The sequence below is a fragment of the Bradyrhizobium sp. ORS 285 genome (assembly GCF_900176205.1).
GTDB lineage: Bacteria > Pseudomonadota > Alphaproteobacteria > Rhizobiales > Xanthobacteraceae > Bradyrhizobium.
This window is the reverse complement of sequence record NZ_LT859959.1, coordinates 1,970,727-1,991,012: the sequence shown is the minus strand read 5'-3', so window position 1 is coordinate 1,991,012 and position 20,286 is coordinate 1,970,727. Positions and strand designations below refer to the sequence as shown.

Genomic DNA, 20,286 nt, shown 5'->3' with positions numbered 1-20,286 from the left:
ATCGCTCAGCCCTCGCTCGCCGCTTCCAGGAGAAATTCCCTCTCATGCCGCGCGAGAAAGCCGAGGCTCGGCCGGCTCGTCCCGTAATAATACGGCAATGAGAGCGCCCGTCTCCACAGCGAGAGAACTCTCTCCGCATCGTGAGCGGCATCGAACTCGGCCGTCCGGCCATCGGCGATCGCGAGCACCTCATCCACCGTGTGCAGGATATCCTCTGCCGAATTGTTCTCCGGCCGCGCGCCGCTGCGACCGAGCACGGCGGCATCGAACACCCGCCAGCGCCAAGGCGTGCTGGTCAGCTGGCGCTGCGTCAGCATGGTTCCCCCGGCGAGCCGCACCGGCTTGAGAGCGAAGCGGACATTCTTGTTCCACAATTGGGCGTCGGTCGTGATCGCATTGACGATCGCACAGGGGATGCCAAAGCTGACCGCGACATTCGTCAGTCCGGATGTCGTCCCGATGAATGCGCGGGCATGGCGGATCAAATGGATGTCCATCAGATCGGACCTGAATTCGCTCAGCGCATAGTCGATGGTGCGCTCCATCGGCGGCAATTTCGGCGAGTTCGGCCCGCCGAGCTTGATCACCCAGCCGCCGCGGGACGTGATCAGGCGAATCGCATCCAGCAACGTCTCGATCGGCGCATTGCGATGAGTCTGGCCGGTCCCCATGAATTCGAAATAATGCGCTGCGTCGCGCGTATGCAGGCAGACATACCAGTCGTCCCGCTTCATGCCGAAGGTGGAGCGCAACTGCTCGAAACGCGCGGCTGCGGCCGTCGATGTCCGATCATACGCGACGCATAGCGGGTGCCCCCTGCCTTCGCGCTCCCATTGATCGATCGCCATAGCCCCCGCATCCTGCCAGGGGACGACCTTGCCGTCAGGCAGCCGGAATGCATTGAAATTCATCCCGCACCAGCGCTGCAACGACAGTAATTCTTCGCCCAGCCGCTCCGTCACCGTCTCGCCGATCACCACAACCTTGGCGAGACCTTCAAAGAGCTTGAAGAAAATGTCGTTGGCAATCAATCCGGGGCGGACAACGATCACGGCTTCGCCCGACCACCAGCCCAGCTCACGCATGCGAAACAGGATATCGAGCATTCCCAGATGGCCGATCTGCGTCACCCATTCCTCCGGAATGAGCCGCAACACATTCAAGGACACGCCGAGCCCGTCGAGTAGATTCCTCAACTCATGAGAAACCTCAGGCAGTGACGTCCCAAGCTCCTGCTGCGCATCCAACGCTCGCTGATACAGCCGAACTCCGATCTCGCCGCGGCCGACATGCGTTACGCGCTGTCCGGCGAAGTTGCACAAATCGAATAGCCTTCCGGGCGTGCCACAGAGGACATCGAGGGTGTTCGGGACGTATCGAGGTAGATGCCGGGCCGCAATATTCTGGTGAGGCCGGAAGAAATGCAAACTGCCACGGCAGGCCCAGAACGTGGCATCGAGTGCCCCAGCCTCATCCCCACCAATCACGTCGACCATCGCCTTGTAAAAAGCGAGGTCGACCAACCCTTCCAGCTCTTCTGCCTTCGCTCCTGCTGCCGCATCACGCGCTTCTGCAAACTCGCCCAGTTCAAATCGCGATCGAACGAGCGCATATCGGACATCGGCGGGCTTTGTCTCCAAAGTGGATCTGCCGACGTTCTCGACCACCTCGCAATAGGCGCCGATTCCGCACAAGACCCGGATCGAAGCGTCAGGGAAATGTCGACTGAGAGCGCTCGAGAAACGAAACTCAGGCTGTGCAGCAAGGTGCGAGGTGACGTACGGAAAATACGCCTGACAGAGCCGCCGCTGGCCGGGAAGCCTCATGGCACTGGAGACCACCAGGGCAAGAAACACCAGGCGCCGCGGCAGCAGATTCAGAAACGCTCCAACGACGACGAAGGCCAAATAAATCAAACGCCGCCGACCAAAGCGTAACGACCTTTGCCTCTGCAGATTCATGCCACCAAGTTCCACACACCCTGGGCTCCCCGACTCCCCACATTCGGCTCAAGGCAGCGCCGAGGCGACCGACATTGCAAGTCGCCCGCGACGGGCGTTCCGAGATCGCCTCCCAGAGCGGCTGGCGTTCCCCGGCGCCGAGCGACTGTTGCTCGACTACGCAAATAGCCCTCGCAGATGCCAGCCCAGGTTGAACCCATCCGATCGCTCTGAGCTATAACAGAGGTGTTACAAACAAGCCAAGCCGAACATGGATATGAATACCAGCGGACCACGCCAGCAAATTAACTCAGGACACCTCACATAGACAGAGCGGTTCCGAGTAACCGTGAACCATTCCGTCGTTCGGGTTTCGACGAATATGACATCATTTGCTCTCGCCTGGGCCAGCCTCGAATGCTCGCTTGAAGGCAGAGGTATTAACGATCTCGCGGACAAGATGGCTCGTAAATTTCTTCGCGCCTTGCTGGTCAAGATGTCCGCCACCGTCGATGGTCGTCAGGCCGTCAAATGGGGGCGCGATCAACTCGACATTGAGCGCCCTTGCGAGTTCTGCCGCCTGCTGGACACAAGACTGGCTATGCGGGACCAGCGTGAGCACGACTTCGCCTCCAACCTCACCAACAAAGGTCTTCGCATAATCGATCACCGCCTGGTTCGTGTGGCAGTCGGGATCGCGGGCCGATAACATGGGCCTGTTGCCCAAAGCAACATAACCCGGATTGGCATCCAAACCCATGTCTCCATTGGCTATATGGCGGTAGAGACCCGAGGGCGAGAACTGACCGGTGCGGTAAGCAGCGATCGCGTCCTCGATGCGCCAGTGCAGATTTCGCCCCAGGACTGTGAGATAACCGCGGAGCCTATTGCGCTGGGCAGCAGCGATCAGCTGCTTCTCCGGCCCGAGCGTGACATTCAGATCATGACTGAAGAAATGGACGAACTGATCGTCGGCGTTGATCACCCAGAGGCGAGGACGGACGCTCCAGCGCTTGATGACACGCCGGGAAAACTCCCCTCCCCGTATGCCGACGAAAGCCATGTTGAAGATGTTTAATCCGGCAGTTGCCGGCGACTCCTGGAGAGTCTGTCGATCAAGAGCGTAGCTGACGAAGGATGGCCCCAGAAAGACGATGTCAGCCTGTCTGGCTGCGTCGATCGTCCCCCCGAGATTGCTGTAGAAGATGTCCTGATCCTGAATCTGCGGGATGTTGCGGCCGCCGAAATCGCGATACCAGCTAGAGTTTCCCTGACGTGGGATCTGCATGAGGGCATCACCGAATTTCCAACCGTCCCGCGAAAGCAGCGACAGGCAGAACGACAAAGCCAAGACAACCGCTAGACCAAAGGTCACGACCAGGGCAACGTAACGTTTGAAGATGACCGATTCAGACATCAGCTGCGCCGGCCTGGCCATTGTCGACATGACATAGATCTCACTTGAGAGTCTGCATTGACGGGTCGATTGTCATCGCTGATTGGCGTTCGCTCGAGCCGTCGCCGGGGAGTATGCCAGCAACGAAAGAGGACGTCCGCCCCCTTGCACTGCGGCTCGCGTCGCTACGCGCTATCTCATCGGGAATAACGGCTTGTTGGCGAGATACGCCGTCGCCGGCCCCGTGCTCGACGAAGAGCCCTCTGGAAAACATCTCACGAATCATCGCTGAAGCCGGTCGCGCCGTTCCCGGCATCTATGAGGGTAGTGACCCCACTCGAAGAAGCAATTAACAGATGCAGCCAGAGAGAACGGACCAGATCACGTCCATGGCTCCTATCGGGAATGTGCATGGGGTGAGCCGCGCATCGAATTCTGGAGAGACTGCATCAGCGGGTGCGCGACGGGCTTTCGCGAGTTCGGTCGCTCGTCCCCAATCTGCCATAGCAGAAGAATTCCGAGCAGAAAAGCCTCCGCTAAGCCGCCCAATCGAGGGCTCCTGGATTGCGGTATCCGTCTTGTACGGCGGAAACATCCCCTGAAAATCAGGATAAACGCCGCACTGCCCAACTTGGCACGCCGCGCAATCGTTGGTAAAGCAAACTGACCCGGGGCAACATCAAGAAACTTTTTTATGCTCTTCACGCAATTTGAGTTTCTGTTCTTGTTCCTGCCGGTGACCTTCGCCGGATACTTCCTGTTGGCGCGGTTCGTAGCCTCACCGGCGGCCCGCTTGAGCTGGCTTGCCGCGGCCTCGCTCACCTTCTACGGCTATTGGGACATTCACTTCGTTCCGATCATTCTCGTCTCCATCGTCTTCAATTACACGATGGGACTGCTGATCGCCGGCCAGAGCGGCAAGGCGCGAAGCGGGTTATTCGCAGCCGCAATCACGCTCAATCTCGCCGCGCTGGCGTTCTACAAGTACACAAATTTTGGCATTCAGATCCTCAATGCGCTGACCGCATCGAAATATCCTGCGCTGGCGATCGTGCTGCCGCTCGGCATCTCGTTCTTTACATTCACGCAGATCGCCTATCTCGCCGACGTCTACGGCGGCTATTCCAGCGAACGCAGCTTCGTCAAATACGGGCTGTTCGTCACCTATTTTCCGCATCTGGTCGCCGGCCCCATCCTTCATCACCGCGAGATGATGCCGCAGTTTGGCTCGGAGGATAGTCGAAAAATATCGATCGAGAACGTAGCGATCGGCCTCACCATTCTGACCATCGGCTTGTTCAAGAAATCGTTCATCGCCGACGGCTTCGGGATGGTGGCAAATCCCGTGTTCCAGGCGGCCAATTCCAGCCATCTTCATCTCATCGATGCCTGGGGGGGCGCGCTGGCCTATTCGCTCCAGATCTATTTCGACTTCTCCGGCTACTCGGACATGGCGATCGGCATTTCGATCATGTTCGGAATCAAGCTGCCGTTCAACTTCGATTCCCCCTATAAATCGCAAAGCATCGTCGAATTCTGGCGGCGCTGGCACATTTCGCTGTCGCGGTTCCTGCGCGACTATCTCTACATCCCCCTCGGCGGCAACCGCCATGGCGAGCATCGGCGAAACGCCAACCTGTTCACAACGATGCTGCTCGGCGGGCTGTGGCACGGCGCCGGCTTCACATTCATGATCTGGGGCGCCCTGCACGGACTGTTCCTGATCGTGAACCATCGCTGGGGCAAGTTCGTCGAAAAGCGGCCGGGGCTGGCCCGCTACACCGGAACCGTCTGGTACGCTGCCGCAGCGTTGTTCTTGACGCAGTCGGCCGTCGTTCTCGCCTGGGTGTTCTTCCGCGCCGACAATCCGAACGCGGCCGTCCGGCTTATCAAGGGCATGATCGGGCTGTCCTCGCCGGAGAAGATCACGATCACCAATCTGGTCGATTCGAGATTGATGATCGCGATTTTCGTGGGCTACGGCGCGTGCCTCGTCCTGCCCAACGTCAACGCCATGTTCGAAAACTGGAAGGTTGGACTGGAGACCTATCACAATCCGCGTCCGTGGAGTGTTCTGGGTTTCAAATGGCGACCGTCCCTCACCTGGGCGATTGGCACGTCGGTGGCACTTGTTGCTGCCGTGCTCATGAACATCATTGCCGGTGACACGTCCCAGTTCCTGTATTTCCAGTTCTGATCGACCGCAATCGATGTGCAGCGAGCAAGCTGCACTGGTCTCGATACGAAATGGTACAACGTCAGCCCTATGAATGATCAGCAGCTGTCGCCAAAAATCGTCGCGGCCGACGAATTTGACACGGCGCTACGTCACAACCGTGCTGGCGACGTCTGCCCTTGCCGGCTACCTGCTGCCGGTTGGGCTTTTTCAGTTGGCGCGCCCGTTCGGCGCGGCGGCGCGGCTGGAAGATCTCGCTGGGTCGCAGCGGGACAATCCTGACCAGATCGTGCTGCCTTTCGATTTGCGCTACAATGCAGCGTACAAGCTGGCGAGGCTTGAGCAGGAGCATCCCGAAATCGTTTGGCTCAGCAGCTCGCGCGCCGGCACTTTTCGCGCGTCGCTATTTGCACCCTACCGCTTCTACAATCTCTCGTTTACGGCCTGGACCACGTCGCAGTTGGCCGACCTGTTCGACCGCGCCACCCAACGGCTGCGTCCCCGCGTTGCGATCCTTTCGCTGGATCATTTTCTCTTCGCTGATCGGTGGGAAGAATGGTTCGCGACGACCCGACGGATGCACTACGATCATTCCTTCAAATACCTGAGCGCGAGTCTTCTTGACTTCGCGCGGACCGCCACACGCCACCCTGACACGTTCCGCGACTATCTGCGTGCTCCAAGCGCTTTTGTGGGCACCCAATCCATCGCCCACCAGGAAGGGTTCCGTAGCGACGGCTCCTATGTCTACTCGGCAGGTCACGTTTCCGACGCCCGCTCGCGCTTCATGAATGCTGAGACGCTCGCACAGACTCTGCCCCGCGCGCCCGGCCTGTCATCCAGGCTGAAGCAGCCGATTGCGCGGCTTGCAGAGCTCGCAAGATCGCGCGGGATCACACTCTTCGGCGTTCAGTTGCCGTTCATTCGCGCCGGTGTCGAACTTCTCGATCGTGAGCAGGACGGACCTGTCGGATTTGGCGCGTGGCGGGAGTTCGCGTCCGATGAGACCAGAAGCTGGCTGCGAGGCCTCGGAATTCCATTGTTTGATCTGGCGCGACTGCCGATGGCCGACGAGAGTTCCAGCTTCGTCGACGCCTATCATCTGGCCGAAGCCGGCGCTGCGAGGGTGATGCTGCATCTGCTGAGCGCGCCGGATTTCCGGGCGCAGTTTCCGAGCATCGACCCCGCCGGCATCTATCTTGCGGGCCACTGACCGTGCCTGTTTTTCGGCAAGCTTGCCTATCGGCTGCCACGGAGTGTACCACAAGCAGGACGACACGAGTTGCTGGCCGGGCTCGTTGCATCCAGAAGCTTGAAGATACCATCGAGTGGGTATGAAGCCTTGACGCGGTATGTTGCGATTTTACTAGCGCTATTTGCCGCCGTTTTCGTGCCTCTGCTCGCCGTCCTCGAGGGGGTCGGATGGCGTCTGGGGGCGACCGTTCCGCTGTCTATTATCGCGGCAGAACAATCCGATAATGACCGGCTGCTCTGGCTCGGCGGATTCAAGGATTATGCGCCCTACAAGCTCGAGCGCATCAAGCAGGTCCAGCCCGAAGTGTTGCTGGTCGGCAGTTCGCGCTGCGGCCAGGCCCGCGCGCAGATGTTCCGGCCGTATGTCGCCTACAACGCTTGCCTGACGGCTTGGCCGCTCACCCACGTGGTCGATTTCATCGACCGCGCGACGACAGCAGCCAAGCCGCGCGTGGTCATCGTGGCGCTGGATTACTTCCTGTTCGGCGATGCCCTTGCCGAAGCCTGGCAGAAGCAGCGGACGATGGACTTCAACCAGGGCATCGATTCGCATCGACGGAAACTGCACGACGTGGCCGACTTCGCCATGCGGACAGGCATGGACGCGAATACATTCCTGTCGACCGTGAAGACGCCCCAGTTTGAACAGGTGGACAACAACCGGCTGGTCGGAACAGAAGCGATTCGCGGGAAGTTCGGCTTCCGCAAGGACGGCTCCGTCATGGTGGCTCCGCCCTATCGGGCCATCGCAGCGGAAACCTTGGCGCGCGGGGCTCAATATGTGACGTCCTCGTTTCCGGGAGCTCCTCATCTGAGCGAGCGCCAAATAAGCGAGATCGAGCGACTGTCTCGGCTGGCGCAAGAACGGGGCTTTACGGTCGTTGCCATTCAATATCCATTGCTGGAAAGCGCCGCCGCATTTCTCGACACCGATGAAGCCTACTGGCCCTATTCGGGTCTTTGGCGCGAACTCCGGAGCAAGCCAACCGTCGAGCGTTTTTCGGCCATGGGCGTCCACTTCTTCGATATGAGCCGCACTGAGATCTCTCGGGACGATGGCAACTTCTTCGATCCCGCGCATCCCTCGGAACGAGGCATGCTCAAGACCTATCTCGCGCTGCTCGCACGGCCCGAGTTCGCCAAGTTCTTCCCGAAGATCGACCGAAACATCCTCGCGACTGACCTCGAGCGCTCGAAGGACGAGCAGTTCGATCTCTATCACTGAGCCGCCTCGCGAGTCGAAGCGTCGATCTCACTGCTCATTCGCGCCGAAAAGCCTTCCTGAAAGCTCTTCGTCTCGATGAGCTCGACAGCAGAGCGCGCATGAACTTTGCAGCGCCCTGTTTGTCGAGGTGGCCCCCACCATCGAGGGGCGTCCGGCCGCCGGAAGGCGGACAATCAGCGCCAGGTCGAGCCCCATGGTGACGAGGCGCTGCGCCGGCGGAGTAACGCACAGCATTCAAGTTCCGGACGCGCAGCACAGCTCAGAAGGGTTTGTGCTGCTGCGCACACCTGATAAAGAGGTAATCTGAAAGGCAGGGAAGCATTGCGTTCCTCTGCACCGATCATGACAATGCATCGACTTTCCACAATGAAATCAACGACGACGATTGAAGCTAGAGATGTCGAAGCCGGTTTTCCGAAGCCGAAGCCACAAGCCGTCCTTGCGCTTCTGCGTCTGCGATTCGATCAATCAGCCCGCGCACTGACAGCGCGCAGCACCTCAGCACGAGCGAGCCGGAGGCGAATTCCTTGGATCAGGTGAGTGAGACGGCGCGTATGGATCTGGCCTGCCAGGCGATCCGCGCATCCTGTGAATCCGGGCAGACGATTGCATTCGTGTCGGGCAACTTCAACGTCGTGCATCCTGGACATCTGCGGCTTTTGAAGTTCGCCGCCGAGCAGGCCGACGTGCTCGTGGTCGGCGTCAACCCGGATTCAACGCCGGGCGTGACCCTGGCACAGGACATGCGGCTCGAGAATGTCCGCTCCATTGCGTTTGTGCACCATGCCGTGCGTTTAGACAGCTCCGCCTCCGATTTCATCTCACATCTGAAGCCGACGGTGGTCGTCAAGGGCAAGGAGTTCGAGGACCGCTCCAACCCCGAGCAGACCGCCGTGGACGCCTATGGCGGCCGCCTGATCTTCTCGTCTGGCGAGCTGCGCTTCGCATCGTTGTCGCTGCTGGAGCGCGACGCCAATATCGACATTTCGACGGTGCGGAAGCCGCTGGAGTTTCCCAAGCGCCACGGTTTCGAGATCTCGAACCTGAAGGATCTGCTCGGCAAGCTCTCCGGCATGCGGGTGGCCGTGATCGGCGACCTGATCATCGACGAATATGTCACCTGCGATGCCGTCGGCATGTCCCAGGAGGATCCGACCATCGTCGTGACCCCGCTGATGACCCGCACCTTCGTCGGCGGCGCCGGTGCGGTGGCGGCGCATGCGCATGGCCTGGGCGCGGACGTGAAGTTCTTCACCCTCGTCGGCGACGACGAGGCCGCGCGGTTCGCCCGCAACACGCTGGAGCAGCACGGCGTCAACTTCAACGCCTTCACCGACCAGAGCCGGCCGACCACGCGCAAACAGCGCTTTCGCGCGCTGAACAAGACGCTGCTGCGTGTCAACCATCTGCGCCAGCACGCCTCCGACGCCGACCTGCAGCGGCAGATGCTGACGTCGGTCGAGCGCGCCTTGAAGACCTGCGATCTCCTGCTGTTCTCCTGCTTCAACTATGGTTGCCTGCCGCAGGATCTGGTCGATGCGATCGCCGATCGCGCCCGCTCCCAGGGCGTGATGATGGCGGCCGACAGCCAGGTCTCTTCGCAGACCGGCGACGTCTCCCGCTTCAAGGGCATGACCCTGCTGACGCCGACCGAGCGCGAAGCGCGCGTCGCGCTGAACGACTTCACCTCGGGCCTCGCCGTCATCAGCGAACGGCTGGTCGAGCGGGCCCGCACCAAGAACCTGGTGATCACGCTCGGCGCCGAGGGCGCGCTGATCAACACCATGGCCGAGGGCGCCTTCACCTCCGACCGCCTGCCCGCATTCAATCCCTCGCCGAAGGACGTCTCGGGAGCGGGCGACAGCTTCTTCATGGCCTGCTCGATGGGCCTGCGTGCGGGGGCCGACATCTGGCAGGCGTCCTATCTCGGCTCGCTGGCCGCGGCCCTTCAAGTCTCCCGCGTCGGCAACCTGCCATTGACGACGGCAGAGCTCGTGCGCGAGATCGACGAAACCGGCTTCAGCCACGAGTAGGATGCCGTCATGCGTGCCCTTCTGCTCGCCGCCGGGATCGGAAGCCGGCTGCGTCCGCTGACCAATACGACGCCGAAATGCCTGGTGCGTGTGCACGACCGGCCCCTGCTGGACTACTGGCTCGACCTCGTCTTCGAGGGCGGCATCGAGCGGGCGCTGCTGAACACGCACTGGCTGGCCGAACAGGTCGTGGCTCACGTCGCGCAGTCGCGCTGGCGCGACCGGATCGATCTCGTTCACGAGGATGAACTGCTCGGCACCGGCGGCACGATCCTGGCGAACCGCGCCTGGTTCGGCGATCAGCCGTTCCTGGTGGCCCATGCAGACAATTTGACCGATTTCGACGTGAAAGGGCTGCTCGCCGCCCATCAGGGCCGGCCTGGCGGCTGCATCATGACGATGCTCGCGTTCCGGACCGACGATCCGAGCTCGTGCGGGATTCTCGAGCTGGATGCTCAGCACAGGGTGATCGCCTTCCACGAGAAGGTCGAGAATCCGCCTGGGAACCTCGCCAATGGCGCGGTCTACGTGTTCGACCCCGCCGTCATCAGCGACATCGCCGCGCTGGGAAAACCTGTCGTCGATCTCTCCACCGAAATCATCCCCAACTATGTCGGACGCATTTTGTGCGTTGAAACCAGCGGTTATCATCGGGATATCGGCAACCCGGAAAGCTTGCGCCGAGCCCATTTGGAGTTTAATCACGAACCGCGCCGTGGCGGGGACGTTTGACGGGCGGCTTTCGCCGCCGGGCCGGTCGCCTTCCCCAGCCAATTTGTATAAAGGTGCGCGCGACGCGCCAGCCGGCGACACGACAGGCGAGCCACGGGGATTGCTCAGATGAAGATATTCGTGACCGGAGCGTGCGGCTACAAGGGCAGCGTGCTCGTGCCGAAGCTCCTGAAGGCCGGCCACAAGGTCGTTGCATTCGACATCATGTGGTTCGGCAACTTCCTCGATCCGCATCCGGATCTCACGGTTGTCCAGGGCGACGTGCGCAATCCCGATGCGATCGACCTGACGGGCGTCGACGCCATCATCCATCTCTCCAGCGTCGCCAATGATCCCTGCGGCGATCTCGATCCGAAGCTGACCTGGGAGATCTCCTGTCTCGCCACGATGCAGCTCGCTGATCGCGCCTATCGCCACGGCATCAAGCGCTTCATCTACGCCTCGTCCGGCAGCGTCTACGGCGTGAAGGAAGAGGAGCAGGTCACCGAGGATCTCGAGCTGCTGCCGATTTCCGAGTACAACAAGACCAAGATGTGCGGCGAGCGCATCGTGCTATCCTACAAGGACGACATGGTGGTGCAGATCGTGCGCCCCGCCACCGTCTGCGGCTACTCCCCGCGCCAGCGCCTCGACGTCTCCGTCAACATGCTGACGATGCAGGCGCTGATGAACGGCCGCATCACCGTGTTCGGCGGCGACCAGACGCGTCCGAACATTCATATCGACGACATCACCGATCTCTATCTCTTCCTGCTCGATCATCCCGAGCACACCGGTGTCTATAATGCGGGGTTCGAGAACATCTCGATCCTCGACATTGCCAACATGGTCACCAAGCACGTGCCGGCCGAGGTCATCGTGACGCCCTCGAACGATCCGCGCAGCTATCGCGTCAATTCCGATCGCCTGCTCGCGACCGGCTTCCGTCCGAAGAAGACGGTGGAGGACGCGATCAAGGAGATCATCGGCATGTACTCGCAAGGCCAGCTCAAGAACGATGACCGCTGGTACAATCTGAAATGGATGGAGAAGGAGGTCGTGAAATGAACGTCCTGGCCTTCAAGACCCCCGGCAGCCTGTTCGCCGACTACACAAGCCGTTTCAGCACCGTGCTGAAGGATTTCGACTGGAGCCCGGTCGAGAAGCTCGCCTACGATCTGCGCGACTGCTGGCAGACCGGACGGCAGGTGTTCTTCTGCGGCAATGGCGGCAGCGGCGGCAACGCCAACCACCTCGCCAACGACTTCCTCTACGCGCTGTCGAAGACGCCGGGCTCCGGCCTGCGCGTGCATTCGCTGTCATCGAACCCATCGGTCATCACCTGCCTCGCCAATGACGAAGGCTACGACCAGGTGTTCTCGCTGCAGCTCGCGGTGCTCGCGCGCAAGGGCGACGTGCTGATCACCTTCTCAGGCTCCGGCAACTCGCCGAACATCCTGAAGGCGCTCGAAGAGGGCAAGAAGATCGGCATGACCAGCTATGCCGTGCTCGGCTTCACCGGCGGCAAAGCGAAGGCGCTGGCGGACGTGCCGATCCATTTCGCTGTTGACGACATGCAGATCGCCGAGGACGCACAGATGGTCATCGGCCACATGATCATGCAATGGCTGTACGCCCAGCGTGGCGACATCATCACGACGCGCGAGGTCTGACGGACAGAGACGATGGCTGCGAACGAAAAGTACCTGATCCTCGGCTCGAACTCCTTCTCGGGCGCAACCTTCGTCGACTTCCTGGCCGCGGCCGGTCACGACGTGATCGCGACCAGCCGCTCCGACGAGCCGCATGACGCGTTCCTGCCCTACAAATGGCAGAAGCGGCCGGGCACCGTGCGCTTCAAGCGTGTCGACCTCAATCACGATCTCGATGCGCTGAAAGCGCTGCTGGCCGCCGAGCGGCCGACCCATGTCGTGAACTTCGCGGCGCAGAGCATGGTCGGCGAGAGCTGGCTGTATCCGGACCATTGGATGATGACCAATGTCGTCTCCGCGGTCCGCCTGCACGACATCCTGCGCAACTACGACGGCCTCGACCGCTACGTCCACGTGACGACCCCGGAAGTCTACGGCTCGACCGAGGGCTGGGTGCGTGAGGACGCAGCCTTCAACCCGTCGACGCCCTATGCGGTGTCCCGCGCCGCCGGCGATATGAGCCTGCGCACCTATTTCGCCAACTACCAATTCCCCGTTGTCTTCACCCGCGCCGCCAACGTCTACGGCCCGGGCCAGCAGCTCTACCGCATCGTGCCGCGCACCATCGTGGCCGCGATGACCGGGCAGAAGCTGCGGCTCGACGGCGGCGGCAAGTCGGTGCGCGTGTTCATCCACATGACCGACGTGTCGGATGCGACCGTGAAGATCGGTCGCAGCGGCAAGCTCGGCGAGACCTATCACATCTCCGGCTACGAGCTGGTGTCGATCCGCACCCTGGTCGAGATGATCCTCGCCCGCCTCGGCAAGAACTTCGAGGACTGCGTCGAGATCGGACCGGAGCGCCCCGGCAAGGACACCGCCTACACGCTCGACAGCTTCAAGCTGCGCACCGAGCTCGGCTGGCGCGACACCTTCTCGCTGGAACAGGGGATCGACGACGTCATCGCCTGGGCGCGACGCTTCGAGGATGTCATGGCCAAGCTGCCGACCAAATACGAGCATAAACCCTGATCTATACCTGCGCCTCCCCGGGAGGCGCGACTGGAGAGCACGATGAACGTGGCAGTCCGGAACACCGCGGCCAAACCTGACGCCGCCGCCCTGAAGGCGCAGGCCGCCAAGCTGCGCGGCAAGATCATCGAAATGTCGCACAAGGCGCAGGCCGCCCATCTCGCCTCGTCGTTGTCCTGCGCGGACGTGCTGACCGCGGCCTATTGGCACGTGCTGAGCGTCGATCCGGCCAAGCCGACTGATCCGCTGCGCGACCGCTTCATCCTCTCCAAGGGCCACGCCGCCGCGGCGCTGTTCGCGACCCTGGCCATGAAGGGCTACTTCCCGATCGAGGAGCTCGACACTTACTGCCAGGACGGCGGCCGGCTCGCCGAGCATCCGCCGGCCAACCTGCTGCCCGGCGTCGAAGCCGCTACTGGCTCGCTCGGCCACGGCCTGCCGCTCGGCTGCGGCATGGCGCTGGCCGGCCGCATCAAGGGTGAGAACTACCGCGTGTTCGCCCTGCTCTCCGACGGTGAGAACAACGAGGGCTCGGTGTGGGAGGCCGCGATGTTCGCGGCCGCCCAGAAGCTCGAGAACGTCTGCGTCATCGTCGACTACAACAAGTGGCAGGCGACCGCGCGCTCGAACGAAACCCTGATGCTGGCGCCGCTGCGCGACAAATGGGCCGCCTTCGGCTGGGACGCGCATGAGATCGACGGCCATGACGTCGGTGCGCTGGCGGAGGCCATGCAGAACATCCCGAACGGCTCCGGCAAGCCGGTGGCGCTGATCGCCCATACCGTCAAGGGCAAGGGCGTGTCGTTCATGGAGGACGACAACAACTGGCATTACCGCGCCCCGACCGCGGAGGAAGTCGTCAAGTCGTTCAAGGAGCTCGGCCTGTCATGAGAAATGCTTTCGCCGACGAGCTGACCAAGCTCGGCAACGAGGACAGCCGCGTCGTCATGCTCTCGGGCGACATCGGCAACCGCCTGTTCGACAAGTTCAAGGACAAGCACCCGAGCCGCTTCTTCAACTGCGGCGTCGCCGAGGCCAACATGATGGGCGTCGCCGCCGGCATGGCAATGAACGGCCTGCGCCCGGTCGCCTATACGATCACCCCATTCGTGACGACGCGCTGCCTGGAGCAGATCCGCACCGACGTCTGCTATCACGAGGCCCCGGTAACCATCGTCGCGGTCGGCGCCGGCCTCGCCTATTCCGGCCTCGGCCCGACCCATCATGCCTGCGAGGACATCTCGTTCCTGCGCTCGATCCCGAACATGGTCGTGATCTGCCCGGGCGATGCCTTCGAGGTGCGCGGCGCCTTGCGCGCGGCGATGAAGCAGGACCGTCCGGTCTACATCCGCATGGGCAAGAAGGGTGAGCCGGTGGTTCACAAGGGCCCCATCGCGGATTTTGCGATCGGCAAAGCGATCACGATGGAGGAAGGCTCCGACGTCTGCCTGCTCTCGACCGGCAACATGCTGCCGGAAGCCATTGAAGCCGCACACAGATTGAAGGAAAAGGGCATCTCGGCCGAGGTCGTCAGCTTCCACACCGTGAAGCCGCTCGACGAGGACAAGCTCAAGCAGGCCTTCAGCCGCTTCAAGCTGGTCGCGACCATCGAGGAGCATTCGCTGATCGGCGGCTTCGGCGCCGCCGTCTCCGAGTGGCTCGTCGACAGCGAGACGCAGGCGAAGAAATTCCTGCGGTTCGGGACGCCGGATGCCTTCTTCAAGAAGTCCGGTGAACAGGAATATGCCCGCGAGGTGCTCGGCCTGACCGGCCACCAGATCGCGGACAAGATCATCCACGCCTTGAGCTGAGACATCACATGAAGACCCAAGCTGCCCTCCTGGTCCAGACCGGCCAGCCGCTCGTGCTCGCCGAGATCGAGACGCCCGCCTTGAAGCCGGGCCAGGTGCTGGTCGAGATCGCCTATTCCGGCGCCTGCGGCACCCAGGTGATGGAGTGGCGCGGCGATAAGGGCGAGGACAAATGGGTGCCGCATTGCCTCGGCCATGAGGGCACCGGCACGGTCATCGAGACCGGCAGCGCCGTCACCAAGGTCAAGGTCGGCGACAAGGTCGTGCTGTCCTGGATCAAGGGCACCGGCATCGAGGCCGGCGGCGCCGTCTATGACTGGGACGGCAAGAAGGTCAACGCCGGCGGCGTCACCACCTTCCAGCGTCATTCGGTGGTCAGCGAGAACCGCCTGACCCTGCTGCCGCCGGACCTGCCGATGGATGTCGCCGTGCTGCTCGGCTGCGCCGCGCCGACCGGCATGGGCGCCGTCTACAACGTGCTGAAGGTGCAGCCGGGCGACGCGGTCGCCGTGTTCGGCACCGGCGGGATCGGCTTGAACGCGCTGATGGCGGCGGCTTTGGCCGGAGCGATGCCGGTGATCGGCATCGATCCGAACCCGACCCGCCGCGCGCTGGCGCAGATCTATGGCGCGACGCATGTGATCGATGCGGCCTCCGACGTGCTGGCCGAGATCAAGAAGATCGTGCCGCAGGGCGTTGATCTCGCGGTCGAATCCTCCGGCATCCCCGGCGTGATGGATCAGGCCGTCAACGCGACCCGCCAACAGGGCGGCCGCGCGGTCGTGATCGGCAATGCCAAGCACGGCGCGGCGCTGACCTTGAACCCCGGCGTCTTCAACCAAGGCAAGAGCCTGCTCGGCACCTGGGGCGGCGACAGCGTGCCGGACCGCGATTACGGGCGCTACGGGCGGCTTTTGAGCTCCGGCCGCTTCCCGGTGCGCGACCTGCTGTCGAAGCCCTACAGCCTCGCCCAGGCAGACCAGGCGCTGCAGGACCTCGCCGCCGGCAAGGTCGGCCGTCCTCTGATCGACATGTCGCTGGCTTAAGTTCTGGCCATGCGGATCGGGATCGACTTCGACAACACGATCGCCTGCTATGACGGCGTGTTTCATGCGGCTGCGCTGGAGCGCGGCCTGATCCCGGCCGATCTCGGCCGCGACAAGAACAGCGTCCGCGACCATCTCAACGGCTCCGGGCGCAAGGACGACTTCACGGAGTTGCAGGGCTATGTCTACGGTGCCCGCATGGACCTGGTGTCGCCCTATCCTGGGTTCGCCGAATTCGTCACGGCCGCCCGCGGCGCCGGCCACGACCTGTTCATCGTCAGCCATAAGACCAAGCATCCCATTCTCGGGCCGAAGCACGACATGCATGCCGCCGCGCGCGGCTTCCTGACCGATCGCGGCCTGATGGGCTCTGCGCACGGCCAGATCGCGCCTGATAGGGTGTTCTTCGAGCTGACCAAGGACGAGAAGGTCGCCCGTGCCCATGCGCTGGGCTGCGAGGTCTTCGTCGACGATCTTCCGGAGATCCTCGGCATGAGCGGATTCCCGGACGGCATGCGCAAGGTGCTGTTCGATCCGGAGAACCAGTTTGCGGCCAAGGCCGTGCCTTACGAACGCCGCGCGTCGTGGGCCGAGATCGCGGCGGATCTCCGTGACCGCGGCTGAGGCCAGCGCCGAGGCCGATGCCGCCCTACTGGCGTTGGCGCAGCGCCTCACCGCGCAGGCCGGCAAGGCGAGCCCGACGGCGCTGACGCGGCTCGCCGGCGGCCGCAACAACCAGGTCTTCCGTCTCGATACTGAAGCTGGCCCGCTGGTCCTCAAGCGCTACTTCACCGACGCCCGCGACACCCGCGACCGGCTCGGCGCGGAGTGGAGTTTCATCAGCCATGCCTGGTCGCACGGCGTCCGCGTCGTGCCGGAGCCTCTGGCCTGCGATCGCGCCGAGCAGGCCGGCCTCTACAGCTTCGTCGAGGGACGCAAGCTGACCGCGCCCGAACTGGCGCCTGTTCATGTCGATGCCGCGATCGACTTCGTGCTCGCGGTGAACGCCCCACCCCGCCCTGCCCTGGCGCCGGGATCGGAGGCCTGCTTCTCGCTCGCCGAACATCTCGCCACCGTCGAGCGCCGCGTCGCGCGGCTCGCAACGCTCGATGCCGACGTGCCGCATGTGACCGAAGCGAGGGCCTTCGTGGCAGAGCGGCTGCAGCCGGAATGGGCCGACGTTAAAGCCAACATTTTGCGCGGCGCTGCGGGCGAAGGGCTTGCATTCGAGACCGCCATCCCCGCCGACCAGATCTGCCTGTCGCCGTCCGATTTCGGCTTCCACAATGCGCTGATCGACGATCAGGGCAAGCTCACCTTCCTCGATTTCGAATATGCCGGGCGCGACGATCCGGCCAAGCTCGTCTCCGACTTCTTCTGCCAGCCGGAGGTGCCGGTGCCGCTCGCCGTGCACGAGCACTTCATCGACCGCCTGAGCGAGGGCCTCGGGCTCGACGCCGCCAGCGTGGCGCGCTGCCGCCTCTTGATCGACGCCTACCAGGTCAAATGGACCTGCATCATTCTCAACGACTTCCTGCCGCTCGGCGCCACCAGGCGCGCCTTCGCCGACACCGGCGCCTGGGCGCAGCGCTGCGTCGCGCAGCTTGCCAAGGCCGAGGCGCAGCTCGGCCTGATCGGCGCCACTTCCGATTAATCGACACTCACACGCCCGGAGATCTTCATGGCCTATCGCGAGTTCGTCAGTCTCGTCCACAAATCGACCAAGCGCGACTACCTCGCGCGCGTCACCCAGCGCGACAAGGCCGATGTCGCGGAGATGGCGATCAAGTACGACTACGATTACTGGGACGGCAGCCGCGAGACCGGCTACGGCGGCTACAAATATGACGGCCGCTGGCGCAAGGTCGCCGACGCCATGATCGAGACCTACGGCATCAAGCCCGGCATGCGCGTGCTCGACGTCGGCTCCGGCAAGGGATTCATCCTGCACGATTTCCGCGAGGCTATTCCCGACCTCGAAGTCGCCGGCATCGACATCTCGTCCTACGGCGTTGAGCACACGATGGAGAGCGTCAAGCCGTTCTGCCAGGTCGGCTCCGCGGCCAAGCTGCCCTACCCGGACAAGCATTTCGACCTCGTCATCTCGATCAACACGCTGCACAATCTCTACAACTACGATCTCGATGCAGCCTTGCGCGAGATGGAGCGCGTCAGCCGCGGCGGCAAATATCTCTGCGTCGAGGGCTACCGCAACGAGCGCGAGAAGGTGAACCTGATGTACTGGCAACTCACCTGCCGCATCTTCCACACCCCCGAGGAATGGGCCTTCGAATTCAAGCGCTCCGGCTACACCGGCGACCACGAATTCATCTTCTTCGAATGAGGGCGAGAAGAGAGCGTGGACAGGCGCTCTCGCGACGCACCGGCGTCCGAGTGATGCTGAGATCATCGCCCTCTCGGAACGAGAGGGCGCGAGGAAGACCGGACCTCGGCTGAGGCCCGTGGCCCGCCTGCTCAAAAGAATGCAGGCGGCAGGTACCACGAGTACAGCCGGACGACCCGGCCTTCCCCGCGCGATCGGCTTTAACGGTGTCCTTCGTGCTCTCCCTGGGGATCGGCGTTCCTGCCCCCATGGCCCATACGCGCCGTCAAAGCGCCCACGAGCTTGACCCCAGCGTCGAGAGGCCAGGACCACACGACTTTGCCGTCCGCGCCGGACTGTGCTCGTCTGACACAGCCGTCACGTCCGTTGCAGCCCACCTCTACGTATCGTGACGACGCGTACGTCCCTCTGCATGAGGCGGGTTGGCGACAGAGAACCATAAGAGCGATATTTTTCGTCGCGGCACTCGACAACGGTGGTGCATCAAAAGATGCGGGCCAATTCGTCGTCGCCGCGCACATGGCAAGGGCTCGAACACCGGCAGCCGGGATGCCCGTTCCCGACCTGCCCGGGGCTGCGACCCACGCAAAACGGGTGAGGATCGTGCATACCGCTTTTGCGATCTTCGCAAAATGCATCTATAAAATAGCAGCCAACAACGCGAGCGGCGGGGAACGGGGCTGTCATGACGAAGTCATTGAAAGTGGCGATCGCCGAAGGTCTGCCCCCCCAAACACTGTTCAAGCTGCGCTCGATCAAGCGCGCACTGATGGGACAGCCGCCCCCGGAACGGCAGCAGAACGTTCCGGCTCCGGGGTCTGCCCCCGAACCTGCACCGGTGCCCGTGACGGCCACGGAAGAGGCCGCGGACGCGCCCGAGCCCCGGACGCGGCAGACCGAAGCGCTCGAACGGCTCGACGCACACAAAATCAGCGCGCCCTATCTGTTCTTCGACGTCGACGACGTTCTCATTCTCCCTGCCAAGGAGATCGCGCGCACACTGACCTTGAGCGTGATGTACATCAACAGCGCCGATGTCAAAGGCGACGTCGCCGAATTCGGCACCATGGGCGGCTTCACCGCGCGCACCCTCGCGAATGCGATGGTGTTCGACCCGCGCTATCAGCCGAACCAGCCGCTGCGCAAGCTGCGGCTGTTCGACAGTTTCGAAGGGCTGCCTGAGATCACCGCCCCGGTCGACCTGGCTTCGCAGCACGTGAAGTCCGGCACCTGGTCCAAGGGCGGCTGTCGCATTCTCAGCGCCAACGAATTGCGCACCATGGTGGAAGCCATCATTCCGCCGAGCCGGGTCCAGATCTATGAGGGCTGGTTCGCCGACACCGTCAAGCAATTGCCTGACGACACGCGGCTGGCGTTGATCCATTTCGACGGCGACCTCTATTCGTCGACCATGGATGCGCTGGTGCCGTGCTTCGAGCGCGGCTTCATCGCGAAGGGCGCGGTGATCTGCTTCGATGATTGGAACTGCAACGAGGCCGACCCCGCGGCCGGCGAGCGCAAGGCCTGGGCCGACCTCGTCAGCCGGTTCAAGATCGTCGCCAGCCATTGCGGCGACTACTCGATTCAGGGGACCAAGTTCATCGTTCATTCCTACCTCGGCATGAAGCCGAGAGCCTGACGATGATGTGCGCAGCACCGCCCGATC

Annotated in this window: 17 protein-coding genes; 15 read left to right on the top strand and 2 right to left on the bottom strand. The window is 62.6% G+C overall.

Translation table 11 applies throughout. The features are described from left to right. Positions 1-5 precede the first annotated feature (5 nt). Positions 6-1,961 carry a TIGR04372 family glycosyltransferase gene (locus BRAD285_RS09030; RefSeq protein ID WP_035644166.1) on the bottom strand — a complete coding sequence of 652 codons (1,956 nt, stop codon included), beginning with the start codon at positions 1,959-1,961 and terminating at the stop codon, positions 6-8. Positions 1,962-2,328: 367 nt separating this feature from the next. Beyond that, complete coding sequence (locus BRAD285_RS09025; protein ID WP_244563590.1) at positions 2,329-3,357, bottom strand: hypothetical protein; 1,029 nt, start codon at positions 3,355-3,357, stop codon at positions 2,329-2,331. A gap of 673 nt (positions 3,358-4,030) precedes the next feature. Between BRAD285_RS09025 and BRAD285_RS09015 the strand changes: the two genes are divergently transcribed. The 15 genes from BRAD285_RS09015 to BRAD285_RS08945 all read left to right on the top strand — a co-directional run bounded on the left by BRAD285_RS09015 (position 4,031) and on the right by BRAD285_RS08945 (position 20,259). Continuing rightward, the gene (locus BRAD285_RS09015) at positions 4,031-5,533 is read left to right on the top strand and encodes an MBOAT family protein (protein ID WP_006608941.1); all 1,503 of its coding nucleotides are present in this window, start codon (positions 4,031-4,033) and stop codon (positions 5,531-5,533) included. Between the two features lie 73 nt (positions 5,534-5,606). Continuing rightward, entirely contained in the window at positions 5,607-6,725 is a 1,119-nt protein-coding gene (locus BRAD285_RS09010) for a hypothetical protein (RefSeq protein ID WP_006608942.1), read from the top strand. 129 nt (positions 6,726-6,854) lie between these two features. Beyond that, entirely contained in the window at positions 6,855-7,991 is a 1,137-nt protein-coding gene (locus BRAD285_RS09005; RefSeq protein ID WP_035644172.1) for a hypothetical protein, read from the top strand. Between the two features lie 554 nt (positions 7,992-8,545). Then, entirely contained in the window at positions 8,546-10,024 is a 1,479-nt protein-coding gene (locus tag BRAD285_RS09000; protein WP_371507558.1) for a PfkB family carbohydrate kinase, read from the top strand. A 9-nt stretch (positions 10,025-10,033) separates the two neighbouring features. Then, positions 10,034-10,756, top strand: coding sequence for a nucleotidyltransferase family protein (locus tag BRAD285_RS08995; protein WP_006608945.1), 723 nt, complete (start codon positions 10,034-10,036; stop codon positions 10,754-10,756). A 108-nt stretch (positions 10,757-10,864) separates the two neighbouring features. Next, positions 10,865-11,803 (top strand): NAD(P)-dependent oxidoreductase, encoded by a 939-nt coding sequence (locus tag BRAD285_RS08990; RefSeq protein WP_006608946.1) that lies wholly within the window; start codon positions 10,865-10,867, stop codon positions 11,801-11,803. Then, positions 11,800-12,408, top strand: coding sequence for an SIS domain-containing protein (locus BRAD285_RS08985; protein ID WP_006608947.1), 609 nt, complete (start codon positions 11,800-11,802; stop codon positions 12,406-12,408). Before BRAD285_RS08990 ends, BRAD285_RS08985 begins: the two co-directional genes overlap by 4 nt. A 12-nt stretch (positions 12,409-12,420) precedes the next feature. Continuing rightward, the gene (locus tag BRAD285_RS08980) at positions 12,421-13,419 is read left to right on the top strand and encodes an NAD(P)-dependent oxidoreductase (protein ID WP_006608948.1); all 999 of its coding nucleotides are present in this window, start codon (positions 12,421-12,423) and stop codon (positions 13,417-13,419) included. Between the two features lie 42 nt (positions 13,420-13,461). Next, positions 13,462-14,310, top strand: coding sequence for a transketolase (locus BRAD285_RS08975; RefSeq protein ID WP_006608949.1), 849 nt, complete (start codon positions 13,462-13,464; stop codon positions 14,308-14,310). After that, positions 14,307-15,230 carry a transketolase family protein gene (locus tag BRAD285_RS08970; protein ID WP_006608950.1) on the top strand — a complete coding sequence of 308 codons (924 nt, stop codon included), beginning with the start codon at positions 14,307-14,309 and terminating at the stop codon, positions 15,228-15,230. The genes BRAD285_RS08975 and BRAD285_RS08970 overlap by 4 nt, the downstream gene beginning before the upstream one ends. A gap of 8 nt (positions 15,231-15,238) precedes the next feature. Beyond that, positions 15,239-16,276 carry a zinc-binding dehydrogenase gene (locus BRAD285_RS08965; protein ID WP_006608951.1) on the top strand — a complete coding sequence of 346 codons (1,038 nt, stop codon included), beginning with the start codon at positions 15,239-15,241 and terminating at the stop codon, positions 16,274-16,276. Between the two features lie 9 nt (positions 16,277-16,285). Continuing rightward, entirely contained in the window at positions 16,286-16,900 is a 615-nt protein-coding gene (locus BRAD285_RS08960) for a hypothetical protein (protein ID WP_006608952.1), read from the top strand. Then, on the top strand, positions 16,887-17,930 hold the full coding sequence (locus tag BRAD285_RS08955; protein WP_006608953.1) for an aminoglycoside phosphotransferase family protein: 1,044 nt from the start codon (positions 16,887-16,889) through the stop codon (positions 17,928-17,930). Before BRAD285_RS08960 ends, BRAD285_RS08955 begins: the two co-directional genes overlap by 14 nt. Positions 17,931-17,957: 27 nt before the next feature. Then, a complete protein-coding gene (locus BRAD285_RS08950; RefSeq protein ID WP_006608954.1) occupies positions 17,958-18,620 on the top strand; it encodes a class I SAM-dependent methyltransferase in 663 nt (220 codons plus the stop codon). A 685-nt stretch (positions 18,621-19,305) separates the two neighbouring features. Then, on the top strand, positions 19,306-20,259 hold the full coding sequence (locus BRAD285_RS08945) for a TylF/MycF/NovP-related O-methyltransferase (protein WP_006608955.1): 954 nt from the start codon (positions 19,306-19,308) through the stop codon (positions 20,257-20,259). The last annotated feature ends 27 nt before the right edge of the window (positions 20,260-20,286 follow it).

Excerpts from the sequence above, each read along its gene's own strand:
- BRAD285_RS08945 (WP_006608955.1), top strand. The coding sequence starts at position 19,306 with ATGACGAAGTCATTGAAAGTGGCGATCGCCGAAGGTCTGCCCCCCCAA.
- BRAD285_RS09000 (WP_371507558.1), top strand. The coding sequence starts at position 8,546 with ATGGATCTGGCCTGCCAGGCGATCCGCGCATCCTGTGAATCCGGGCAG.
- BRAD285_RS08970 (WP_006608950.1), top strand. The coding sequence starts at position 14,307 with ATGAGAAATGCTTTCGCCGACGAGCTGACCAAGCTCGGCAACGAGGAC.
- BRAD285_RS09030 (WP_035644166.1), bottom strand. The coding sequence starts at position 1,961 with ATGAATCTGCAGAGGCAAAGGTCGTTACGCTTTGGTCGGCGGCGTTTG.
- BRAD285_RS09025 (WP_244563590.1), bottom strand. The coding sequence starts at position 3,357 with ATGTCTGAATCGGTCATCTTCAAACGTTACGTTGCCCTGGTCGTGACC.
- BRAD285_RS09010 (WP_006608942.1), top strand. The coding sequence starts at position 5,607 with ATGATCAGCAGCTGTCGCCAAAAATCGTCGCGGCCGACGAATTTGACA.
- BRAD285_RS08975 (WP_006608949.1), top strand. The coding sequence starts at position 13,462 with ATGAACGTGGCAGTCCGGAACACCGCGGCCAAACCTGACGCCGCCGCC.
- BRAD285_RS08950 (WP_006608954.1), top strand. The coding sequence starts at position 17,958 with ATGGCCTATCGCGAGTTCGTCAGTCTCGTCCACAAATCGACCAAGCGC.
- BRAD285_RS08965 (WP_006608951.1), top strand. The coding sequence starts at position 15,239 with ATGAAGACCCAAGCTGCCCTCCTGGTCCAGACCGGCCAGCCGCTCGTG.
- BRAD285_RS08985 (WP_006608947.1), top strand. The coding sequence starts at position 11,800 with ATGAACGTCCTGGCCTTCAAGACCCCCGGCAGCCTGTTCGCCGACTAC.
- BRAD285_RS08990 (WP_006608946.1), top strand. The coding sequence starts at position 10,865 with ATGAAGATATTCGTGACCGGAGCGTGCGGCTACAAGGGCAGCGTGCTC.
- BRAD285_RS09015 (WP_006608941.1), top strand. The coding sequence starts at position 4,031 with ATGCTCTTCACGCAATTTGAGTTTCTGTTCTTGTTCCTGCCGGTGACC.
- BRAD285_RS08960 (WP_006608952.1), top strand. The coding sequence starts at position 16,286 with ATGCGGATCGGGATCGACTTCGACAACACGATCGCCTGCTATGACGGC.
- BRAD285_RS08980 (WP_006608948.1), top strand. The coding sequence starts at position 12,421 with ATGGCTGCGAACGAAAAGTACCTGATCCTCGGCTCGAACTCCTTCTCG.
- BRAD285_RS08995 (WP_006608945.1), top strand. The coding sequence starts at position 10,034 with ATGCGTGCCCTTCTGCTCGCCGCCGGGATCGGAAGCCGGCTGCGTCCG.